Source organism: Streptomyces sp. NPDC111744, from assembly GCF_055634995.1.
Map to the genome: position 1 here is coordinate 26,100 of NZ_JBVKCG010000029.1, position 21,197 is coordinate 47,296.

A 21,197-nucleotide genomic window follows, 5' to 3' on the forward strand; every position below is an offset into this window, starting at 1 on the left:
TCCGCCGGGGCTCAGCCCTCCAGGCCCAGTCCCCGGCGGATGGCGCGCTCCACCACCGAGTAGTCCCCGTCCGGCCGCTCCAGCTCGCAGGGAGCGGCCGGATGCAGGGGCGGCTGCGCCATGAAGCGGGGGCGGGTGCCGTGGTGCGGCTGGGCCGCGTGCACCAGGAAGGGGTGGCAGAGATAGACGTCACCGGGGCGGCCGGTGGCGTGGGCGACCGGGCGGTGCGCGGAGGCCTCGACCAGACGTGGGGCGATGTCCAGCCCGGACACACCGTCCTCTCCGTACGGTTCCAGCAGCGGGGGCACGTCGAGGTGTGAGCCGACCCGGATGCGGGTCGGGGCGTCCTCCTCGGTCACCTCGCTGAACAGGAACAGCATCAGCAGGGCCCGTTCCCGTGAGCGCAGATTGGTGAAGTACCAGCCGGCGCCCTCGGGAAGGTAGCTGCCTTCGATGTGCCAGCCGGCGTCGTCCGGCTCCTGAGCGTGCGGGAACCGCAACGGAAAGCTCCCCAGCGAGTAGCGGGGCGACCAGCGGTCCTCGCCCACCAGCAGGTCGAAGGCCCGGTGCAGGACAGGTGAGTTGGCGGCGGCAGCGAAGGGTCCCTGGGCCATCCCCGCCACCCACACCACCGGGTCCTTCCAGGTGCCGGGGTCCGCCGGGTCGTACCCCGTCTCCCGCCACAGCAGCCGGGCGCAGTCCGCGGCGACCCGCGGCGGGAACGCACCCTCGATCTTCACGAAGCCGTCGGCCAGAAAGCGCTGCACCAGCTCGTCGTCCATCCGGTCATCCTGGCCCGTCGGCCTTGCCGTCCGCATCCGGTTTTTTGCCGCCCCGGCAACAGGACTGGCCTCCGGGCGGTGCGTCGGCGCACGCTGGCGGCACCCGGACGAGAGGCTGCTCCCATGGCGCACGATCACCACCACAAGCACACCGACACCCACGCCCACTCCCACACGGACATCGACTGGGCCGACATGGCCCCGCATCTGGAGTCGCAGGCGGAGCTCTTCGCCCCGCTCTACGAGAACGCCCTGGCCTGGCTCGGCAAGGAGGTCACCGAGCCGGGGCTGATCGTCGACGTGGGCAGCGGGCCCGGTGTGGTGTCGTGTCTGTTCGCCGAGGTCTTCCCGGGCGCGCGGGTGCTGGCCGTGGACGGCAGCGAACCGCTTCTCGACCGGGCCAGGGCCCGCGCCGAGCGGCTGGGCGTGGGAGACCGCTTCGGCGTACTCGCGGGTGAGCTCCCAGGTGTCCTGGACAAGCTGGACTATCCGGCGGACCTCCTGTGGGCCGGGCACAGCCTGCACCACCTCGGCGACCAGCGGGCCGCGCTCACCGCCTTCGCCGAGCGGCTGGCCCCCGGCGGCACCCTGGCCATCCTCGAAGGCGGCCTGCCCAGCCGCTTCCTGCCCCGTGACATCGGCATCGGCCGGGCCGGGCTCCAGGCACGCCTGGACGCGGTGCAGGAGGAGTGGTTCGCGCAGATGCGCACCGAGCTGCCCGGAGCCGTCGCCGAGGCCGAGGACTGGCCCGCGCTGCTGAACTCCGCCGGGCTCAGGCACACCCGCAGCCGCAGCTTCCTCATCGACCTGCCCGCCCCGGCCTCCGACCGGGCCCGCGCCTACGCCGCAGAGATTCTCTCCCGACTGCGCGACACCGTGGGCCACGGTCTGGACGCCGTCGACCGCACCACCCTGGACCGCCTCCTCGACCCGACCGACCCGGCGAGCGTCCACCGCAGGCCCGACGTGTTCGTCCTCGGCGCCCGGACGGTACACGCAGCTGTACGCCCGGTCTAGCAGCGTCGCCGACGGCGACCCGGCGGGCTGGGCCGAGATGGTTCTCACCAACGTTCTCGGCCCCGCCCTGCTGATCCGGGCCTCCGTCGACGCGCTGAAGGCGAGCCGGGGGCGTATCGTCCTGGTCGGCAGCGTCGCCGGGTTCGTGAACACGCCGGGCAACCTGTACGGCGCGACCATGGGGGAGGGCGGTCACCGGGCTCGCGGAGAACACCCGCCGCCAGGTCACCGACTTCGGCATCGGCGTCACGCTGGTCGCGCCGGGCCGGGTGGAGACCCCGTTCTGGGACGCCAACGGAAGCCTGCCGCCCGGCCATCTGCTGACCGCCGACCAGATCGCCGACTCGGTGGTGTGGGCGATCCGGCAGCCGGCCGGCGTGGACGTCAACACCATCGTCGTACGCCCGCTGTGGCAGCCCAACTGACCGGTCCGGTACCGGGGTTGGGCCGCCCGGGTCAGTTGGCCGAGAGGAACTGCTTCGCCAGCTGGTCACCGAGGGACACCGCCGCGCTGTGGCTCTCGATGGGGGAGACCTTGGAGTTCTTGAACAGGATGTAGGTGACCCCGGAGTCGGCACCGCCGGTCGCCGGGTCCGGGTCGATGCCCAGCGCCTTGGCGGTGGCGTACGACGCCTCGCCGATGATCTCCGTGGGGCCGGTGTCGCCGACCACCGCGTACTCGACCTTGTTGTTGTAGATCACGGCGACCACACCGCCGCCCTTTATGCCGGCGCTGGAGTAGTTCCAGATGCTGCTGGAGCTGGGGACGACGACGTACGGCAGCGACTCGGCCTTCAGCGGCTTGCCGTCGGACTGGTGGAACGCGGTGTCGTCCTGGTACCAGGGGTCACGGTTCTCGTTGCAGTTGGTGGTGCGCTGGCCGTCGCAGTCGATGTCCATGTCGGCCTTCCAGAACACCGCGCCGTTCTTGCCGCACACGGGGATCGTGGCCGAGGTCTCGTCGTCGGTCTTGTACTTGCCACTGGAGATCTGGGAGCAGGAGGTCACCTTGGCGAGCAGGTCGGCCGCGCTGACCGAGCCCTCCTGGGCGGACTTCGGGACGGTGGTGCCGGAGGCGCTCGCGGGAAGCACTCCGGCGGCCAGCAGAGCGGCCCCGGAGGCCGCGGCAAGGGTCAGTGTTCGGATGCGCACTGTGGGGGGCCCTTCTGTTAGGAAAGTTTCCTGACCGGGTGCCGTACAAGGTGGCCCAGGCTGCATGTCCGCGTCAATCCCTAGGTGTGAACTTGGGGAATTGTCATGCATTGCGGCCATATGCCCGCCAGGGAACACTGGTGGGGCAGGACATTCCGAACATTCATGCAGGAGCCGTGCGGGGGATGAGCTTGGCTCCGGCGGCTCCTGGGAGGCGAGGGGTCATGTTCGTACGCACGGTGTACGTCACCGGCGATCCGGCGCAGATCGAGACCGCCATCCGGGCGCTGAACAGCGAAGGGCGCAGTCTGCTGGAGGAACGTCCCGAATACCGGGGCGCGGGCGTCTTCGTCGACCGGGACCTCGGCAAACTGCTCGCGGTGAGCTGGTGGGGCTCGGAGGGGGCCCGGCGCAACAGCGACCAGGTCATGCGCGAGCGGCGCGGGCCGATGCTGGAGCCGTTCGCGGGCACCGTCGCCGTCGAGAACTACGAGGTGGCCGTCTTCGACTCGGTACAGCTGCCGAGGGCGGGCGGCGGACTGCGGTCCACCAGGGTGGAGTTCGACCCGGCCGACACGGATCTGTTCGTCGAGACGTTCCGCTCGTCGGCGATACCCCGTCTGGAGACCCTGCCCGGTTTCGCGCGGTGTGCCCTGTTCGTCGACCGGGCGCGGGGCCGTGGCGCGGTCGGCGTGCTCTTCGTGGACCGTGCCTCCATGGCCGCCTCCCGCAGCAGCCAGGCGGCCGCCCGGCGCCAGGACGTCGCCAAGGCGCATGTGACCGTGGTCGGCCTGGAGGAGTTCGAGGTCGTCCACGCGGACGTGCACTCCGTCTGACGCGCTCCGCACGGGAGTCGGGGCAACGCGAACGGCCTGTCGGGCGACGCGAACGGCCGTCCCGCCGTGAACACGGCGGGACGGCCGCTGCGAGAGGGGCGGGACGGCCGGTACGAGCGGGGCTGCCGCTCAGCCCATGCGGTCGGCTGTCCCCATATGCCGGCTCAGCCCATGTCGAAGGTGGCCGGGTCCGGACCGATGCGCCGGTCCTCGTTGAGCGCGCTGATCGCCGCGAGGTCCTCGGTGTCCAGGCTGAAGTCGAACACCTCGATGTTCTCCTTGATCCGGGACGGCGTGACCGACTTCGGGATCACCACGTTGCCCAGCTGGATGTGCCAGCGCAGCACGACCTGGGCCGGGGTGCGGTTGTGCTTCTGCGCGATGGCGATGATCGCCGGCACCTCCAGCAGGCCCTTGCCCTGGCCGAGCGGGGACCAGGCCTCGGTGGCGATGCCCTGCTCGGCGTGGAACTCCCGGGCCGCGTGCTGCTGCAGATGGGGGTGCAGCTCGATCTGGTTGACCGCCGGGATGACCGACGTCTCCTCGATCAGCCGCTCCAGGTGCTCCGGGAGGAAGTTGGAGACGCCGATAGCCTTGACGAGGCCGTCGGTCAGCAACTGCTCGAACGCCTTGTAGGAGTCGACGTACTTGCCCCGGGCCGGCAGCGGCCAGTGGATGAGGTACAGGTCCAGGTAGTCCAGACCCAGTTTCGCCAGCGACGTGTCGAAGGCGCGCAGCGTGGCGTCGTACCCCTGGTCGGCATTCCAGAGCTTGGTGGTGACGAAGAGGTCCTCGCGAGGCACACCGGACGCGGCGATGGCCTTGCCGGTGCCCTCTTCGTTGCCGTAGATCGCCGCTGTGTCGATGCTGCGGTAGCCGGCCTCCAGTGCCGTGGCGACGGCCCGCTCGGCCTCGTCGTCCGGCACCTGCCACACACCGAAGCCCAGCTGGGGCATCTCGACGCCGTTGTTGAGGATTTTCGGGGGGACCTTGCTGCTCACGAGCTCTCGATCCTTAGGTTCTCGACAGTGTGTTGCTTCCATCGTCAACGATCACCGGCCGTGATGCATTCCTGACCCCGGAATCCGCCGGAACCGAGCGGTGAGTCAGCCTCTCGCGGCGGAGATTGGCCGGAAATGCATCCGACCTTATGGGTCCGGACCATTGACCACGGCCCGTTCCTGTCGAGACTCTGGTTCGCATCGTCGGACGTATGGCTGAACCCGGTACAGGGATGTGAACCATCCTGTGGGTTTTCCAGCTGATCCCTGTGAGCGCGACTCACTGTCTGTGCTCTGAGACCCCCCAACCTCAGGAAAGCAGGTACGCACCCATGAACGAGACGACTCCACAAGACCGCCAGGCGGAACCAACCGCTCTGCAGACATCCGATGAAAAGGTCTGGCGAAGCCCTGGTTATCAGGTCGTGGAGACGGCCCTGGAAGTGACCGGCTACGCCCTCGGCGACCGCTGACCGCACCATGACTGTCACGAGTGTCCACGCCGGTACTGCCGCCGGCCCCTGGTCGGTCGCGGAGTTCACCGAACGGCTGCGCGCCGTCACCGCCGACCGCTACCACGACCGGCATCCCTTCAACCAGCGCATGCACCGGGGCGAACTGACCCCGGCCGAAGTGCGCCGCTGGATCACCAACCGCTTCCACTATCAGCGGCACATCCCTGTCAAGGACGCCCTGATCCTCGCCAAACTGGACCGGCCGGCACTGCGCCGTACCTGGCTGCGCCGCATCCGCGACCACGACGGCACCGCCGACGGCGAGGGCGGCATCGAACGCTGGCTGCGCCTCGGCGAGGCGGCCGGCCTCACCCACGAGCAGTTGGGGGACAGCTCCCGGGTGCTGCCCGGGGTGCGCTTCGCGGTCGAGGGGTACGTCACCTTCTGCCGGCTGCGCCCCGCACTGGACGCGGTCGCCGCCTCCCTCACGGAACTGTCCGCGCCCGGCCTGATGCGCACCCGCATCACGGCCTTCGAACGCCACTACCCGTGGATCGACCCGGCCGGACTCGCCTACTTCCGCACCCGCGTCGACCAGGGCGCCCGGGACGGCGAGGAGGCCCTCGCCCTGGTCCTGGCCTGGGCCCGCACCCGCGAGCAGCAGCAGCGCGCCGTCGCCGCGCTCGCCTACAAGTGCGAGGTGCTGTGGGCGCTGCTCGACGCCGTGGACCGAGGGGACACGGGAGACACCGGGGACCCCGGGCACTCCGGGGGCTGGGGTGGGTCATGACCTGGCGACCCGCACTCGCCCGCGCGGCCGTGCTGCGCCACGACCGGGTACGCGGCACCGATCTGTTGTTGCTGCCCGAGCGGGTGGTCGTACTGCACGGCCGCGCGGGCGGGGTGCTGCGGCTGTGCGACGGCAGCCGGGCGGTGGCGGAGATCGTCACCGAACTGTCCGAGACGTTCCCGGACGCCCCGCTCACCACCGAAGTCCCCGAGTTCCTCGCGGCGTTGCGGAGAGAGGGATGGCTGAGATGACCACGGTACGGCCGGCCGGAGGACCGCCTGCGGCGAACGCCGTTGAGCCGGGCGCGGGGCGGGGCTCACCGGCCCTCGCTGAGCGGGGAGGGGCGCAGGCTTTGCCGACGCCGGTCGAGGCGGGTGGGGGGCGGGTTTGGCTGAGCGGTGTTGGGCTGGGTGGGGCGGGTGCTTGGTCGGCGGCCGTTGAGCCGTGTGGGGGGCGGGCCTTGTCCTCCGCTGTTGAGGCGGGTGGGGGGCGGGTTTGGCTGAGCGGTGTTGGGCTGGGTGGGGCGGGTGCTTTGTCGGAGGCCGTTGAGCCGGATGGGGGGCGAGTCGCGCCCACCGACGTAGAGCCGGATGGAGAGCGCGCTTCGCCGGCCGCCGTCGAGACGGGTGGGGGACAGGGTTCGCCGGCCGCCGTCGAGACGGGTGGGGGACGGGCTTCGTCGACTTCCGTTGGGGCGGGTGGGGGACGGGCTTTGGCGACTCCCGTCGAGTCGGATGACAGCCGGGGCTCGTCGGCTCCCGTCGAGTCGGATGACAGCCGGGGCTCGTCGGCTCCCGTCGAGTCGAGCGGAGCGCCAGGTTCGCCGAGCCTTGTCGAATCCGACCGGTCACCAGGTTCGCCGACCCGCGTCCAACCCGACAGATCACCAGTCTCGCCAGCCCCCGCCGCGTCCGGTGAAGGACCGGCCGATCCTCCCCCCGCCCCGCCCTGGGCGTTGCTGGCCGAGCTCACCCATGCCTGTCCGTTGCGCTGCGGGTATTGTTCCAACGCGGTCCGACTGATCGGTCGGTCAGCTGAGTTGACGGCCGGGCAGTGGGCGGAGGTGTTCCGGCAGGCCGGTGAGCTGGGCGTTGTGCAGACCCATCTGTCCGGCGGTGAGCCGCTGCTCAGACGGGATCTGCCCGAGCTGGTCGCCGCCGCCGACACCGCAGGCCTCTACACGCAGCTAGTCACCAGCGGGGTCGGGCTGAGCGAGCGGCGGCTGGCCGGGCTGGTCGGCGCCGGGCTGCGCAGTGTGCAGCTGTCCGTGCAGCACACGGAGCCAACGGCAGCCGAACGCATCGCCGGCGCCCGCTCGTTCGCGGCCAAGGAACGCGCCGCCCGGCTGATCCGGGCAGCGGGCCTGCCCCTCGGGCTGAACGTCGTCCTGCACCGGAGCAACCTGGACGCCGTCGAGGACCTGATCGCGCTCGGCGTGGCCTGGGGCGCGGACCGGGTCGAGCTGGCCAACACCCAGTACCACGGCTGGGCGGCCCGCAACCGCGCCGCCTTGTTCCCTCTGCCCGGTCAGGTCGAGCGGGCCCGGGAGGCGGTCCTGCGTTGGCGCCGACGTCTGGACGAACCGGAGTTGGTCTGGGTCGCCCCAGATCTGCCGGGCGGCACGGCGAAGCCCTGCATGGGCGGCTGGGGCCGGATCTCGCTCACCGTGACCCCCGACGGCACGGTCCTGCCCTGCCCTGCCGCGGCCACCCTGCCGGGACTGGACCCACCGAACGTCCGGGAGCGTGAACTCGCCTGGATCTGGCGGGAGTCAAGGGCCTTCAACGCTTACCGGGGCGAGTCCTGGATGCGCGAGCCCTGCCGCGGCTGCGCCCTGCGCACCACCGACTTCGGTGGCTGCCGCTGCCAGGCGTACGCCCTCACGGGAGACGCCCGCAACACCGACCCGGCCTGCCGCCACGCACCAGACCACCGTGTCGTACCCCTCCGGCGGACCACCACCGCCGCCGCCTACCGAGAAGGAGGACGATGAAACGCCTACGAGCCGCCCTCGCGGCCGTCGCGCTCACCACCGCCACGGCGGCCACGCTTCCCGCCGCCGTACCCCTGCCCGCCGCCGCGGCCACCGCGGCCCCCGCGACCAGGCCGGCCGCCGCCCCCGACTGGTCCACCGCGGTCGTCGACTCCGCCATGGCCCGCTACACCCCGAGCACCATCGGCGGCTGGTCCTACCCGGTCGGCCTCTACCTCTACGGCCAGTACCTCACCTACAAACGCACTCACGACCCCCGCTACCTCACCTACCTCAGGAGCTACGTCGACCGGTTCGTGAAGAGCGACGGCTCGATCGACCAGTCCTTCAACAGCCTGGACAGCATGCAGGCGGGCCGGCTCCTTGTGATCCTGCACCACGAGACCGGCCAGGACCGGTACCGCAAGGCCGCCAAGAAGATCCGCGACCGTCTGAACAGCTACCCGCGCACGAGCGACGGCGGCTTCTGGCACGCGGACAACTCCAGTCGCGCGCACCAACTGTGGGCGGACGGCGTCTACATGGTGAACCCGTTCCTCGTCGAGTACGGCAAGGAGTTCGGGGACAGCGCCTACACCGACGACGAGGCGGCGAAGCAGCTCGCCGTCTACGGCAGCCACCTCCAGGTCGCGAACGGGCTGCTCAAGCACGCCTACGACGAGTCCAGGAGCGCGAGTTGGGCGGATCCGGGGACCGGGCTCGCGCCGGAGCACTGGTGCCGTGCCGTCGGCTGGTACGCGATGGCGATCGTCAATGTGCTGGACGCCGTCCCGGCGAACCAGTCCCGCCGCCCCCAACTCCTCGACATTTTCCGGAAGCTGGCGGCGGGCCTGAAGAAGTACCAGGACCCGGCGACCGGACGCTGGTTCCAGGTGATCGACAAGGGCGGGCGTAGCGACAACTGGAACGAGACGTCCTGCTCCAGCATGTTCACCTACGCCCTCTCCCGCGGGGCCCAGCAGCACTACCTCGACCCGCACTACGCGGACGTCGCCCGCCGCGGCTACCAGGGCGTGCTCGCCGAACTGTCGGTCGGCCCGGACGGCCGCACCGAACTCGCCGGCATCTCCATCGGCACGAACGTCGGCGACTACGCGTACTACGTCGCCCGCACCCGGGCCGTGAACGACTTCCACGGCCTCGGGGCGTTCCTGATCATGAACGAGCAACTGCGAGGTGATTCTGTGTCATGAGCACAGCATCCAGAAGGACGGTTCTCGGAGCCGCGCTCGCCGGTGCCGCCGGTGCCGCCGTCGGGCTGCCCGCGACCACCGCACACGCCGCGTCCTGGCAGCTCAAGTGGTCGCCGTCGGCGAGCGGCGACGGCCTCGGCGCCTTCGAGACGGTCGAGGACGACCGTGCCGACTCCCACCCCGCCGGGCATCCGCACATCTACGCCACGGGCGACAACTGGCGCTTCACCATGCACACGGTCGACCGCGACACCTCGGCCGACCGCCAGCGCCAGGAGGTCACCGGCCTGCGCAACGGCAGCGGCAGCGACTACCTCAGGTGGACCCAGGGCCAGACCTGGCGGGTCACGTACTCGATGTACATCCCGGGCTCGCTGAAGGCGACCACCACCTTCACGCACATCATGCAGATGAAGCAGCCCGGCAACGGCACCTCGCCGATCGTGGTGCAGTCCCTGCGTCGGGTGAACGGCAAGCAGACCATAGAGCTGCGGCTGGCCATCGACGACATCCTCGTCGGCCGCACCGACCTGGACCCGCTGCACGACACCTGGACGGACGTCGACTTCCAGATCAAGGTCGGCAACGGTTCGGCGGGTTCGGTCCGCTGGATCCTCAAGTCCGGCGGCTCGACCGTCATCGACGCCTCGAAGACCGGCGTGGACACCTTCCTCGCCGACCGGGTCCGCCCGAAGTGGGGCATCTACCGCTCCCTCGGCGACACCTCGGGCTCACTGCAGGACACCTACCTCCTGCTCACCAAACTCCGTGGCTATCAGCTGGTGTGAGGAACCGTCACCATGAAATCCCCCACCGTCGCGCGGCACAGTGCTGCCGCGATCGTTCTCTTCGTCCTCGCCGTCGTCCTCGGGCTCTCCCATCCCGCGGCCCTGGCGTCCCCGCACACCGCGCCCAGCGCCGCCGTCTACGACGTCCGTGACTTCGGCGCCAAGGGCGACGGCTCCACCAACGACACCCCGGCCATCGACAAGGCCGTCAACGCGGCAAGTTCGGCGGGCGGCGGCACCGTCCGCTTCACCGCCGGCACCTACAAGTCCAAGAACACCATCCACATGAAGAGCCATGTGACGCTCCAGCTGGACAAGGGCGCCACCCTCCAGGGCTCCAGCGCCGACACCTACGACAAGGCCGAGTCCAACCCGAACGACGGCTACCAGGACTACGGCCACAGCCACTTCCACGACGCGATGATCTACGGCGACAAGCTCACCGACATCGGCTTCGTCGGCCAGGGCGTCATCGACGGCGCCGGAAACCTGATCACCGGCAATCCGAAGTCCGGCGAGGCCGACAAGATCCTCTCGCTGACCCGATGCGACGGGCTGCGGATCGGCGACGGCCTCACGCTGCGCCGGGGCGGCCACTTCGCGGCCCTCGTGAACGGCTGCACGAACGTGACCTCCGACCACCTGACCATCGACACCGCGAGCGACCGCGACGGCTGGAACATCATCTCCACCACGAACGTCACGGTCACCAACGCCGACATCAGGGCCAACGACGACGCCCTCGTCTTCAAGAGCGACTACGCCCTCGGCGCGAAGCTCCCCAACGGCCATGTGCGGGTGAGCGATTCCTCCCTGTCGGCCAAGTGCTGCAACGCCCTGATGTTCGGCTCCGAGACCTGCGGCGACTTCTCCGACTACCAGTTCGAGAACATCCGTATCGAAGGTGCCGACAAGTCCGGCCTCGGCATGGTCTCCATGGACGGCGCGAAGATCTCCGACGTCCACTACAAGGACATCACCATGACCGGCGTGCACTCCCCGATCATGGAGAAGATCGGCACCCGCAAACGCTGCGGCAACAGCCCCGGCATCGGCTCGATCAGCGATGTGACGTACGAGAACATCACCGCCACCGGCAACACCCCCTCCTTCAGCCCGACCCTGTGGGGAGAGAGCGGCCACCGCATCCACGGGATCACCTTCACCGACGTCAACATCACCGTGCCCGGCGGCAACGGCACCATGTCGACCGGCGTACCGGGCAACGACCCGAACGACTACAACCCCAAGGCCATCGGCACCCGGCCGGCCTACGGCTGGTATCTGCACAACACCGACGACGTCCGGTTCACCGACAGCTCCGTGAGGTTCGCGGCGAACGACGGACGCCCCGCGGTCATCACCAACGCGGCGAGCGGCATCCACTTCACCCGGTTCACCGCGCAGAAGGGGAGCGACTCCCCGTACGACGTCGGCCTCCAGGACGTCACAGGTGCCTGTGTGACGGACAGCCACAACACCTCCGGCGGCGCCCTACGCGTCTCGGGCGGCCAGGACTGCGGTACGGCCGTGAAGCCGCTCGACCTGGAGAACCCCCGCCAGGACTTCCTCCGCGACTCCGTAGGCGGCCTCTTCCTGCACTGGGGCCTGCGCACCGCCCCCGCCCACACCAGCTGCACCGCATGGGAGAACGACGTCACGAGCGGCGGCTGGACCCCCGACTACTGGGTGAAGGAGGCCCAGAAGCTGCACACCCAGTACCTGGTCCTCGCCACCTTCCACAGCCGCCTCGGCTACGCCCGCCCCTGGCCCTCCAGGATCCCCGGCTCCTGCTCCACCAAACGGGACTTCCTCGGCGAGCTGATCACCGCCGCCAAGGCCAAGGGCATGAAGGTCATCCTCTATATGACCGACGACCCCCAGTGGCACGACGACGGCGGCCACGAGTGGCTCGACTCGGCCGCCTACTCCGCCTACAAGGGCAAGGACGTCGACCTCACCACCCGTGACGGCTTCGGCCAGTTCAGCTACGACAACTTCTTCGAGGTCATGGACCGTTATCCCGACCTCGGCGGCTTCTGGATCGACAACGACAACGCGTACTGGGAGAGCCACAACCTCTACGCGCAGATCCAGCAGAAGCGCCCCGCCTACACGCTCAGCAACAACAACGAAGACACGCCGATCATGGACATGATCAGCAACGAGCAGAAGACCGGCATGACCCCCGCCTACGACTACCCGCAGGCGGTCTACACGGCCCAACCCCGCCTGACCGAGGCCGACTTCAAGCTCCCCTCGACCGGTGCGTGGTGGTACGACGGCTCCGACCCGACCGTCGACCGGAAACTCACCATCGGCCGCCTGGTCACCAACGCGGGCTCCTCGGTGAAGGCCCTGATGGCCGAGACCGCCCAGGTCAACGGCAGGTTCCCGGCCAACCAGGCCGCCTTCAACACCTTCGCCGACTCCTATCTCGACCCCGTCTGGGAGTCCCTGCACGGCACCGAGGGTGGTGGCTATATGTACGGCGGCCTCAAGCCCGGCTTCTGGAACGACGGGGCGCACGGCGTCACCACCATCTCCAAGACCGACCCGAACCGTCAGTACGTCCATGTCCTGACCCCGCCGACGACCAGCACCCTGCGGATCCGCGACAACGGCTACCGCATCGCCTCCGTCACCAACCTCCGTACGGGCAAGGCCGTTTCCCGGTCCCAGTCGGGCGGCGTGCTCACCCTCACCGGGCTCGGCTCCTGGGACCCGTACGACACCGTCTTCAAGGTCACCACGGCCGGCCGCCAGGGCATCCTCTCCGGAGTCGAGGTCGCCGCGAGCGCGTCGGCGAGCGGCCACGCCGGCTCCGCCGCCGGTGACGGCGACTACCTCACCTACTGGGACAGCGACAAGACGCTGCCCGTGAACCTGACCTTCGACCTCGGCTCGGCGAAGAAGGTCCAGTACATCGGCCTCAACCAGCGCGAGGACTCGGTCGCCTACGCCCGCTCCGACACCGAGCAGTCGGCGCGTATCAAGGCGTACAAGGTGTTCCTCAGCAACGACGGCACGAACTGCGCCGTCAGGTCCGGGGAGCTGCCCAGCCGGCGCGGTGTCCAGGGCATCGACCTGACCGCCGCCACCGCCCGCTATGTCCGCCTGGAGGTGGACTCCACCTGGGCCGCCTCCACGGACACCACGCGCTACAAGCGGCTGCGCGTCGACGAGGCCTGGATCGGCACGGCCTACGCGACGCCCGCGAACGGAGGACGCCCGTGATCCGGATCAGAGCACTGACGGCGGCGGTCGCCGCACTGCTGGTCGCCGCGGCGGTACCGCTCGTGGGCACCGCCCACCCGGCCGCCGCCTCCGACAACGGCCAGGCGATCCGGCCCGCCATGGGCTGGAGCAGCTGGAGCTATGTGCGCCGCGGGCCGACCGAGGCCAAGATCAAGGCCCAGGCCGACGCGCTGGTCGCGAGCGGGCTGAAGGACCACGGCTTCGTCCACGTCAACCTCGACGACTTCTGGCAGAAGTGCGACTCGAACGGCTTCACCGTCGACTCCTACGGCCGCTGGGCCGTCGACACCGCCAAGTTCCCCGGCGGCATCAAGGCGCTCGCCGACTACGTCCACTCCAAGGGCCTGAAGTTCGGCTTCTACGTCACCCCCGGCATCGCCAAGAACGCCGTCACCAAGAACACCCCGATCGAGGGCACGTCGTACCACGCGAAGGACATCGCGGACACGTCGAAGACCGAGAAGAACTACAACTGCAAGAACATGTACTACATCGACTACTCCAAGCCGGGCGCGCAGGAGTTCGTGAACTCCTGGGCGAACCAGTTCGCCTCCTGGGGGGTCGACTACCTGAAGATCGACGGGGTGGGCAGCCAGGACATCCCGGATGTGAAGGCCTGGTCCCAGGCCCTGCGTGCCACCGGGCGGCCCATCACCTTCGGGCTGTCCAACAACCTCCCGATCGCCGACGCCCCGACCTGGCGGCAGCTCGCGAACAGCTGGCGCACCCAGGGCGATGTCGAGTGCTACTGCGGTCCCGGCGACAACGGCAGCGGCTATCCGCTCACCGACTGGTCGCATGTCTCCGCCCGCTTCAACACGGCCGCGAGCTGGCAGCAGTACGCGGGACCCGGCGGCTGGAACGACCTGGACTCCCTGGAAGTCGGCAACGGCGACCAGGTGGGCCTCACCGCCGACCAGCGGCGCTCCCACTTCACGCTGTGGGCGATGGCCGCGGCTCCCCTCCTCCTCGGCACCGACCTCACCCATCTCGACACCGTCGACAAGGCCATGCTCACCAACGACCGGCTCATAGGCGTCGACCAGGACGGGGTCGCCGCGAAGCGGATCGTGAACAGCGGGGTCAAGCAGGTGTGGAGCAAGAAGGAGAGCGACGGCCAGTATGTCGTCGCCCTCTTCAACACCGGCACCTCCGGCAGCTCCACGGTCTCGGTGGACTGGTCCGAGATCGGCTTCTCCGGGGCCGGGGACGTCACCGACCTGTGGTCCGGCTCCCACAAGGGCGTGATCGCCGGCTCCTACAGCGCCACCCTGCGCCCGGGCGAGACCCGCCTGATCCGCGTGCAGCCCGGCAACTCCCCCAAGCGGGCGGCGGCTTCACCGGGCTTCGCCGTCGCCCCCTACGAATACCTCGGCTGGGGCAGCCCCCAGAACCCCACCTCGGTGATGTCGGCGACCGGCGTCAAGTGGTTCACCCTCGCCTTCGTCCTCTCCGACGGCACCTGCAACCCCAAGTGGGACGGCTCCCGCCCGCTCACAGGCGGCGACGACCAGGCGAAGATCGACGCGATCCGGGCGGCAGGCGGCGACGTCGTCGTCTCGGTCGGCGGCTGGAGCGGCGCCAAGCTCGGCGAGAAGTGCTCCGGCGCCTCGGCGCTCGCCGGCGCCTACCAAAAGGTCGTCAGCGCGTACAAGTTGAAGGCCCTCGACATCGACATCGAGAACACCGAGTGGTCCAACGCGACCGTACGGCAGCGGGTGGTGGACGCGCTGAAGACGGTGAAGGCCGACAACCCCGGCCTCAAGACCGTCATCACCTTCGGCACCACCACCAGCGGCCCCGACTCCACCGGCGTCGACATCATCAAGCGGGCCGCCGGCTCCGGCCTGGCGAACGACGTCTGGTGCATCATGCCGTTCGACTTCGGCGGCGGAGCGACCACCATGGGCACGCTCACCACCCAGGCCATGGAAGGCCTCAAAGCCCGGGTCAAGGCTGCCTACGGCTACAGCGACACCACCGCCTACGCCCACATCGGTCTGTCCTCGATGAACGGCACCACCGACGACTCCGGCGAACGGGTCCGCGTCGCCGACTTCAAGACCATGCTCGGCTACGCCCAGCAGCACCACATCGGCCGCCTCACCTACTGGTCCGTCAACCGCGACCGGGCCTGCGGATCCGGCACCGACGGCGATGCCTGCAGCGGTGTGTCGCAGCGGCCGTACGACTACCTCAAGGTCTTCGCCCAGTACACGGGCTGAGAGGGAGCAACCGCCATGAACCTCAGGAGAGTTCTGCCCTACGGGCTGGCCGCTGCGCTCGCGCTGCCGCTGGCCGGGCTGAGCCAGGGCACCGCCCTCGCGGCCACCGACTACCAGGCCGAGAACGCGACGATCTCCCAGGGCACCGTCGCCACCGACCACACCGGCTACACGGGCACCGGCTTCGTCGACTACACCAACGTCAAGGGCTCGTACGTGGAGTTCACGGTGAGCGCGACCGCAGCGGGCACTTCGGCGCTCACCCTCCGCTTCGCCAACGGCACCGCCGTCGACCGGCCGATGGACATCTCCGTGGGCGGCAGGGTCGTCGCCTCGGGCGTGTCCTTCCCGGCCACCGCCGACTGGAACACCTGGGCGACGAAGACGGTCGACGTCCCGGTCACGGCCGGCTCCAACAAGATCCGCGCGACCGCCACCACGGCCAACGGCGGGCCCAACCTGGACCGGGTGAGCCTCGACACGGCCGCCGACACCCAGGCCCCCACCCGTCCCGGCCAGCCGTCCTGCTCCGACATCGGCGAGGACGGCCTCACCCTCGGCTGGGGCGCGGCCACCGACAACGTGGGCGTGACGGCGTACGACCTCTACGAGCACGGCAACAAGATCGGTGAGGGGCCCGGGAGTTCGACCTCGAAGACCCTCACCGGGCTCGCCCCGAACACCACCTACGACCTCACCGTCATCGCCCGCGACGCGGCCGGGAACACCTCGCCGGCCAGTCCGGTCGTCGACTGCACCACCAAGCCGAGCTCCGACACCACCCCGCCGACCAGGCCCGGCACACTTTCCGCGGCCGACATCACATCGAACGCCGTCGACCTCACCTGGGGCGCCTCCACGGACGACCGGGCCGTCACCGCGTACGACATCCGCAGCGGGTCGACGGTCTACAAGACGGTCACCACTGGTACGACCACCACCCTCACCGGCCTCGCCTGCGACAGCCCCTACACCCTGGACGTCGTCGCCCGGGACGCGGCCGGCAATGTCTCCGAGCCGAGCAACAGCGTCACCTTCACCACCAGGGCCTGCGCCACCGACGGCGGGGTGCCCTCCTCCATCGGCACCCTCTCCACGGGCTGGACGATCCCCTGGGGCACCTACTGGATGCCCGACGGCAAGACCGCCCTGGTCACCGAACGGGACGACTTCCGGGTCTGGAAGGTGACCAAGGACGGGACCAGGACCCAGGTCGGGACCGTGCCGAACGCCGCCACCACCAACGGCGAGGGCGGCCTGCTCGGGGTCGCCGTCGACCCCAAGTGGGAGACCGACCACTACGTCTACTTCATGCACACCGCCGCCGAGGGCAACCGGGTCGTGCGCATGACCTACGACGGCAGCAAGCTCAGCGACTACAAGGTGCTGCTCCAGGGCATAAAGAAGAACCGCTACCACAACGGCGGACGGCTCCTCTTCGGCCCCGACGGCTATCTCTACGTGTCCACCGGCGAGGCCCAGACGCCGGATCTCGCCCAGGACAAGAACTCGCTGAACGGCAAGATCCTGCGGATGACGACGGACGGCAAGCCGGCCCCGGGCAACCCCTTCGGGAACTACGTCTACAGCTTCGGCCACCGCAACCCGCAGGGCCTCGCCTTCGACCGCAACGGACGCCTGTGGGAGGCCGAGTTCGGCAACAGTTCCAAGGACGAGCTGAACCTCGTCAAGCCGGGCGCCGACTACGGCTGGCCGACCTGCGAGGGCACCTGCTCGGTCTCGGGAATGACCAACCCCAAGGCCACCTGGAACGTCTCGGAGGCGTCGCCGAGCGGTATCGCCATCGTCCGCAACGTCGTCTACATGGCGTCCCTGCGCGGCGAACGGCTGTGGCGCATCCCGATCAACGGCAACGGCGAGAGCGTCGGCACACCCACCGCGTACTACGTGGGCACGTACGGGCGCCTGCGGACCGTCACCAAGGTGCCCGGCGCCGACCAGCTGTGGCTGTCCACCACCAACTGCGACAACAACGGCAACGAGCCCGACGGATCCGACAAGCTCTTCCGGATCGACATCAAATGACGGGCCGTCAGGCCCGGTAGAGGGCCTCGACCTCGTTGGCGTAGGCGTTCTCGATCGCCTTGCGCTTCAGCTTCAACGACGGGGTCAGCAGACCGTGTTCCTCGGTGAACGGCTGGGCGAGGATACGGAACGTACGGATCGACTCGGCCTGTGAGACCAGGGTGTTGGCGGCCACCACCGCGCGCCGTACCTCGGTCTCCAGGTCGACGTCGCGCACCAGCTCGGCCGCGGACATCCGGGGCTTGCCGCGCATCTGCAGCCAGTGCTCGACGGACTCCGTGTCGAGGGTGACCAGGGCGGCGATGTAGGGACGGTCGTTGCCGACGACGATGCACTGGTTGACCAGCGGATGGTCGCGGACCCGTTCCTCCAGGACACCGGGGGAGACGCTCTTGCCGCCGGAGGTGACCAGGATCTCCTTCTTGCGGCCGGTGATGGTGAGATAGCCGTCCTCGTCGAGTGAGCCGAGGTCGCCGGTGGCCAGCCAGCCGTCGTGCAGGGTGGAGTCGGTGGCCTTCTGGTTGTTGAGATAGCCCTGGAAGACGTTGCCGCCGTGGAGCCAGATCTCGCCGTCGTCCGCGATGTGCACGGTGGTGCCCGGGATGGCCTGGCCGACCGTGCCGTAGCGGGTCTGCTCGGGCGGGTTGGCGGTGGCGGCCGCCGTCGACTCGGTCAGGCCGTAGCCCTCGTAGATGTGTACACCCGCGCCGGCGAAGAACAGACCGAGTCTGCGGTCCATGGCCGAGCCGCCGGACATGGCGTTGCGGATCCGGCCGCCCATCGCCGCCCGGACCTTGGAGTAGACGAGCTTGTCGAAGAGCTGGTGCTGCACGCGCAGCGACGCCGACGGGCCGGGTCCGGTGCCCCACGCCTTCGCCTCGACGGCGTCCGCGTACTTCACGGCGACCTCGACCGCCTTCTCGAACGGGCCGCCCTTGCCCTCCTTCTCCGCCTTGCGCCGGGCCGCGTTGAACACCTTCTCGAAGATGTACGGCACGGCCAGGATGAACGTCGGCCGGAACGCGGCCAGATCGGGCAGCAGCGCTGCCGCGTGCAGCTGGGGCTGGTGGCCGAAGCGGACACCGTGCCGGATCGCGGCCACCTCGACCATGCGGCCGAAGACATGCGCGAGCGGCAGGAAGAGCAGGGTGGAGACCTCCTCGCCCTTCTTCGCGCGGAACACCGACTCCCAGCGGGCGACGACCGTGTCCGCCTCGTACATGAAGTTGCCGTGCGAGAGCACACAGCCCTTCGGGCGGCCGGTGGTGCCCGAGGTGTAGATGATCGTGGCGACGGAGTCCGGGGTGACCGCCTGCCGGTGCCGGTGCACGACCTCGTCGTCCAGGTGCGCGCCCGCGTCGTACAGCTCCTGCACCGCGCCCGAGTCCAGCTGCCACAGCTGGCGCAGCCGCGGCAGCCGGTCGATGACGGTGGCGATCGTCATCGCGTGGTCCTCGTGCTCCACGATCGCGGCCGTGCACTCGGCGTCGTACAGCATCCAGAAGCACTGCTCGGCCGACGACGTGGGGTAGACCGGCACCACCTGGGCGCCGATCGTCCACAGCGCGAAGTCGAACAGGGTCCACTCGTAGCGGGTGCGGGACATGATCGCGACCCGGTCGCCGAACCGGATGCCGCGCGCCAGCAGGCCCTTGGCGAGGGCCAGGACCTCGTCGCGGAACTCGGCCGAGGTCACCTCACCCCACTGGCCGAGGTCGTCCTTGCGGCCCAGGGCGACGTGCAGCGGGTCCGTCAGGGCATGCTCGAACACGCAGTCGGCCAGGCCGCCGACCGGCGGTGCCGACGCCAACGGCGGGTTGGTGAACTCGCGCAAACCCCGCTCCCGCTTCTCGCTCCCCAGTCACGCTCCGCACAGCGCCGTGAAAGCTACCCCACCGGAAGACCGTTCGGGAGGGGGTGCTAAAACGAGCATTGCTCACGTATGGTCGCCGCCGCACCCGGAGAATACGCTCACATGGGGAAGGGTCGGACAGAATCCTTACGGTTCCGTAGGTTTCGGCTCCGTAATCTCCACCGAATCTGTACGACCCGATTACGGCCCCGGACCGGTTACCCGCCGGTCAGGCGCGGCGCAGAACCGGGTCCTTGGATGACTGCGCCGCGGGCGCCGATTTCGTCACCGGGCGGTCCCTGCGCGGGGTCCGCACCAGCACCAGGACCAGCGCACCCGCCAGCACCGAGGCACCGCCCATCACCAGCAGCGCGCCGTTCAGGCCCGAGGCGAAGGCCGTGCGCAGGGTGTGCTCGGCGAAGGTGCCGCGCAGCGCCCCGGCGCCGCCGCCCGCCAGCGTGTGCGCCGCGTCGTGCGGCAGGGTGCCGGACATCCCGGAGGTCACCACGGTCCCGGAGACGGCGACCCCGAGCGCGTACCCCAGCTGCCGGACCGTGTTCACCGCACCGCCCGCCATCCCGGCCCGCTGGGGCGGAACCGCCGCCAGCGCGGCGCCCGCGACCGTCGGCGACACGAACCCGGTGCCGACACCCACCAGCACGAACCCCGGTATCAGCGCGGTCCAGGAGGAGCCGGCGCCCAGCACCGCCTGGCAGAGGTCGCCCGCGCCGATCAGCAGCAGCCCGCCGCCGACCGTCAGCCGGGCCGGCGCCCCGTGCAGCAGCCGCCCCACCAGCACCGCCACCACCATCGCCGCCAGCGTCATCGGCAGCAGCGTCAACCCGCCCCGCACCGGGGTCATCCCGAGCAGTGTCTGCATCCAGATCGACACATACGGCAGCGCCCCGAAAGCCACGCCGCTGAACGCGAACGCCCCGACCATCACACCGGTGAACGACCGTCCGCGCAGCAGTGACAGATCGAGGAGCGGATGTGCCGCCCGCCGTTCCACCAGCACGAACACCAGCAGTCCCAGGGCCGCCGCGGCGAACGCGCCGAGCGCCGCCGACGCCGTCCATCCGTCCTCCCCGGCCCGTACGACCCCATAGGTCACACCACCGGCGAACAGCGCGAACGCGACCGTACCCGCCCAGTCCACCCGCATACCGCGCGGCCCCCGCGACTCCGGTACGACCCGCAAGGTCAGCCATACCGCGACCACACTGACCGGCAGGTTCACCAGGAAGATCCACCGCCAGCCGGGCCCCGCCGTCAGCAGTCCGCCGACCACCGGCCCGACCGCCGCGGCCCCGCCGCTCACCGCGCCCCACACCCCGAGCGCCGCCGACCGCTGCCGCCCCTGGTAGACCGAGCCGAGCAGCGGCAGAGTCGTCGCGAACATCGCGGCCGCTCCCACCCCCTGCACGGCACGCGCCGCCACCAGCGTCCCCGGTCCCGGTGCCAGCCCGCACAGCAGGCTCGCGGCGGCGAACAGCACGACACCGGCCACATGCACCCGGCGCCTGCCGAGGATGTCGGCCGCCGCTCCCGCCCCCAGCAGCAGCGCGGCCAGCGCCAGGGCGTAGCCGTCCACCACCCACTGCAGATCGCTCAGCGACGCGTGCAGTGCCGTCGCCATGTCCGGCAGCGCCACCACCACGATCGTCACATCGAGCAACAACATGAACGTTCCCAGACACACCGCTGTCAGCGGCCCCCACCTGCGCATCTCTTCACTCCTCGGTAGAACGGCACTGTGTCACTCCGTACGATGGGGCCACTCCGGCCGATCGGAGCGGTGCAGCGGGG

16 protein-coding genes and 1 pseudogene are annotated in these 21,197 nt (G+C 69.8%); 12 read left to right on the forward strand and 5 right to left on the reverse strand.

The genetic code is table 11. The features are described from left to right. Positions 1 to 11: 11 nt before the first annotated feature. The gene (locus ACZ7OO_RS38460) at positions 12 to 782 is read right to left on the reverse strand and encodes a phytanoyl-CoA dioxygenase family protein (protein WP_471512111.1); all 771 of its coding nucleotides are present in this window, start codon (positions 780 to 782) and stop codon (positions 12 to 14) included. Between the two features lie 123 nt (positions 783 to 905). Between ACZ7OO_RS38460 and ACZ7OO_RS38465 the strand changes: the two genes are divergently transcribed. Continuing rightward, positions 906 to 1,799, forward strand: a complete 894-nt coding sequence (locus ACZ7OO_RS38465; protein WP_471512112.1) for a class I SAM-dependent methyltransferase — start codon at positions 906 to 908, stop codon at positions 1,797 to 1,799. Further along, a pseudogene (locus ACZ7OO_RS38470) lies at positions 1,789 to 2,224 on the forward strand (SDR family oxidoreductase); the annotation flags it as partial. The gene ACZ7OO_RS38465 and the pseudogene ACZ7OO_RS38470, both read left to right, overlap by 11 nt. A gap of 31 nt (positions 2,225 to 2,255) precedes the next feature. Here the strand turns inward: ACZ7OO_RS38470 and ACZ7OO_RS38475 are convergent. Continuing rightward, complete coding sequence (locus ACZ7OO_RS38475; protein WP_471512113.1) at positions 2,256 to 2,951, reverse strand: glycoside hydrolase family 75 protein; 696 nt, start codon at positions 2,949 to 2,951, stop codon at positions 2,256 to 2,258. A 224-nt stretch (positions 2,952 to 3,175) separates the two neighbouring features. On the opposite strand from ACZ7OO_RS38475, the gene ACZ7OO_RS38480 reads away from it, so the two are divergent. Further along, positions 3,176 to 3,787, forward strand: coding sequence for a hypothetical protein (locus ACZ7OO_RS38480; protein WP_471512114.1), 612 nt, complete (start codon positions 3,176 to 3,178; stop codon positions 3,785 to 3,787). 164 nt (positions 3,788 to 3,951) lie between these two features. Here the strand turns inward: ACZ7OO_RS38480 and ACZ7OO_RS38485 are convergent, their stop codons facing one another. After that, positions 3,952 to 4,788, reverse strand: coding sequence for an aldo/keto reductase (locus ACZ7OO_RS38485; protein WP_471512115.1), 837 nt, complete (start codon positions 4,786 to 4,788; stop codon positions 3,952 to 3,954). A gap of 332 nt (positions 4,789 to 5,120) precedes the next feature. Between ACZ7OO_RS38485 and ACZ7OO_RS38490 the strand changes: the two genes are divergently transcribed. The 9 genes from ACZ7OO_RS38490 (at position 5,121) to ACZ7OO_RS38530 (ending at position 17,536) form a co-directional block, all read left to right on the forward strand. Further along, positions 5,121 to 5,261, forward strand: a complete 141-nt coding sequence (locus ACZ7OO_RS38490; protein ID WP_471512116.1) for a pyrroloquinoline quinone precursor peptide PqqA — start codon at positions 5,121 to 5,123, stop codon at positions 5,259 to 5,261. Positions 5,262 to 5,268: 7 nt separating this feature from the next. Beyond that, a complete protein-coding gene (gene pqqC, locus ACZ7OO_RS38495; protein WP_471512117.1) occupies positions 5,269 to 6,033 on the forward strand; it encodes a pyrroloquinoline-quinone synthase PqqC in 765 nt (254 codons plus the stop codon). After that, complete coding sequence (gene pqqD, locus ACZ7OO_RS38500) at positions 6,030 to 6,284, forward strand: pyrroloquinoline quinone biosynthesis peptide chaperone PqqD (protein WP_471512118.1); 255 nt, start codon at positions 6,030 to 6,032, stop codon at positions 6,282 to 6,284. The genes pqqC and pqqD overlap by 4 nt, the downstream gene beginning before the upstream one ends. A gap of 704 nt (positions 6,285 to 6,988) precedes the next feature. Then, positions 6,989 to 8,026, forward strand: coding sequence for a pyrroloquinoline quinone biosynthesis protein PqqE (pqqE, locus tag ACZ7OO_RS38505; RefSeq protein WP_471512119.1), 1,038 nt, complete (start codon positions 6,989 to 6,991; stop codon positions 8,024 to 8,026). After that, a complete protein-coding gene (locus ACZ7OO_RS38510) occupies positions 8,023 to 9,219 on the forward strand; it encodes a glycoside hydrolase family 88/105 protein (protein ID WP_471512120.1) in 1,197 nt (398 codons plus the stop codon). The genes pqqE and ACZ7OO_RS38510 overlap by 4 nt, the downstream gene beginning before the upstream one ends. Beyond that, the gene (locus ACZ7OO_RS38515; protein WP_471512121.1) at positions 9,216 to 10,007 is read left to right on the forward strand and encodes a Tat pathway signal sequence domain protein; all 792 of its coding nucleotides are present in this window, start codon (positions 9,216 to 9,218) and stop codon (positions 10,005 to 10,007) included. Before ACZ7OO_RS38510 ends, ACZ7OO_RS38515 begins: the two co-directional genes overlap by 4 nt. Before the next feature lie 12 nt (positions 10,008 to 10,019). Then, positions 10,020 to 13,244 (forward strand): glycosyl hydrolase family 28 protein, encoded by a 3,225-nt coding sequence (locus ACZ7OO_RS38520; RefSeq protein WP_471512122.1) that lies wholly within the window; start codon positions 10,020 to 10,022, stop codon positions 13,242 to 13,244. Then, a complete protein-coding gene (locus ACZ7OO_RS38525; protein ID WP_471512123.1) occupies positions 13,241 to 15,490 on the forward strand; it encodes an alpha-galactosidase in 2,250 nt (749 codons plus the stop codon). Before ACZ7OO_RS38520 ends, ACZ7OO_RS38525 begins: the two co-directional genes overlap by 4 nt. Positions 15,491 to 15,505: 15 nt before the next feature. After that, positions 15,506 to 17,536: a PQQ-dependent sugar dehydrogenase gene (locus tag ACZ7OO_RS38530; protein WP_471512124.1), complete on the forward strand. Its 2,031-nt coding sequence runs from the start codon at positions 15,506 to 15,508 to the stop codon at positions 17,534 to 17,536. Between the two features lie 7 nt (positions 17,537 to 17,543). Here ACZ7OO_RS38530 and ACZ7OO_RS38535 read toward each other — a convergent pair whose 3' ends face one another. Together ACZ7OO_RS38535 and ACZ7OO_RS38540 are read right to left on the reverse strand one after the other, a co-directional pair. Beyond that, complete coding sequence (locus ACZ7OO_RS38535; protein ID WP_471512125.1) at positions 17,544 to 19,370, reverse strand: AMP-dependent synthetase/ligase; 1,827 nt, start codon at positions 19,368 to 19,370, stop codon at positions 17,544 to 17,546. 247 nt (positions 19,371 to 19,617) lie between these two features. Then, positions 19,618 to 21,117 carry an MFS transporter gene (locus ACZ7OO_RS38540; protein WP_471512126.1) on the reverse strand — a complete coding sequence of 500 codons (1,500 nt, stop codon included), beginning with the start codon at positions 21,115 to 21,117 and terminating at the stop codon, positions 19,618 to 19,620. Positions 21,118 to 21,197 lie beyond the last annotated feature (80 nt).

What these genes read in the sequence shown, in the direction of transcription:
- ACZ7OO_RS38460 (WP_471512111.1), bottom strand. Translation starts at nt 782, where the DNA reads ATGGACGACGAGCTGGTGCAGCGCTTTCTGGCCGACGGCTTCGTGAAG.
- ACZ7OO_RS38465 (WP_471512112.1), top strand. Translation starts at nt 906, where the DNA reads ATGGCGCACGATCACCACCACAAGCACACCGACACCCACGCCCACTCC.
- ACZ7OO_RS38480 (WP_471512114.1), top strand. Translation starts at nt 3,176, where the DNA reads ATGTTCGTACGCACGGTGTACGTCACCGGCGATCCGGCGCAGATCGAG.
- ACZ7OO_RS38490 (WP_471512116.1), top strand. Translation starts at nt 5,121, where the DNA reads ATGAACGAGACGACTCCACAAGACCGCCAGGCGGAACCAACCGCTCTG.
- pqqC (WP_471512117.1), top strand. Translation starts at nt 5,269, where the DNA reads ATGACTGTCACGAGTGTCCACGCCGGTACTGCCGCCGGCCCCTGGTCG.
- pqqD (WP_471512118.1), top strand. Translation starts at nt 6,030, where the DNA reads ATGACCTGGCGACCCGCACTCGCCCGCGCGGCCGTGCTGCGCCACGAC.
- ACZ7OO_RS38510 (WP_471512120.1), top strand. Translation starts at nt 8,023, where the DNA reads ATGAAACGCCTACGAGCCGCCCTCGCGGCCGTCGCGCTCACCACCGCC.
- ACZ7OO_RS38515 (WP_471512121.1), top strand. Translation starts at nt 9,216, where the DNA reads ATGAGCACAGCATCCAGAAGGACGGTTCTCGGAGCCGCGCTCGCCGGT.
- ACZ7OO_RS38520 (WP_471512122.1), top strand. Translation starts at nt 10,020, where the DNA reads ATGAAATCCCCCACCGTCGCGCGGCACAGTGCTGCCGCGATCGTTCTC.
- ACZ7OO_RS38530 (WP_471512124.1), top strand. Translation starts at nt 15,506, where the DNA reads ATGAACCTCAGGAGAGTTCTGCCCTACGGGCTGGCCGCTGCGCTCGCG.
- ACZ7OO_RS38540 (WP_471512126.1), bottom strand. Translation starts at nt 21,117, where the DNA reads ATGCGCAGGTGGGGGCCGCTGACAGCGGTGTGTCTGGGAACGTTCATG.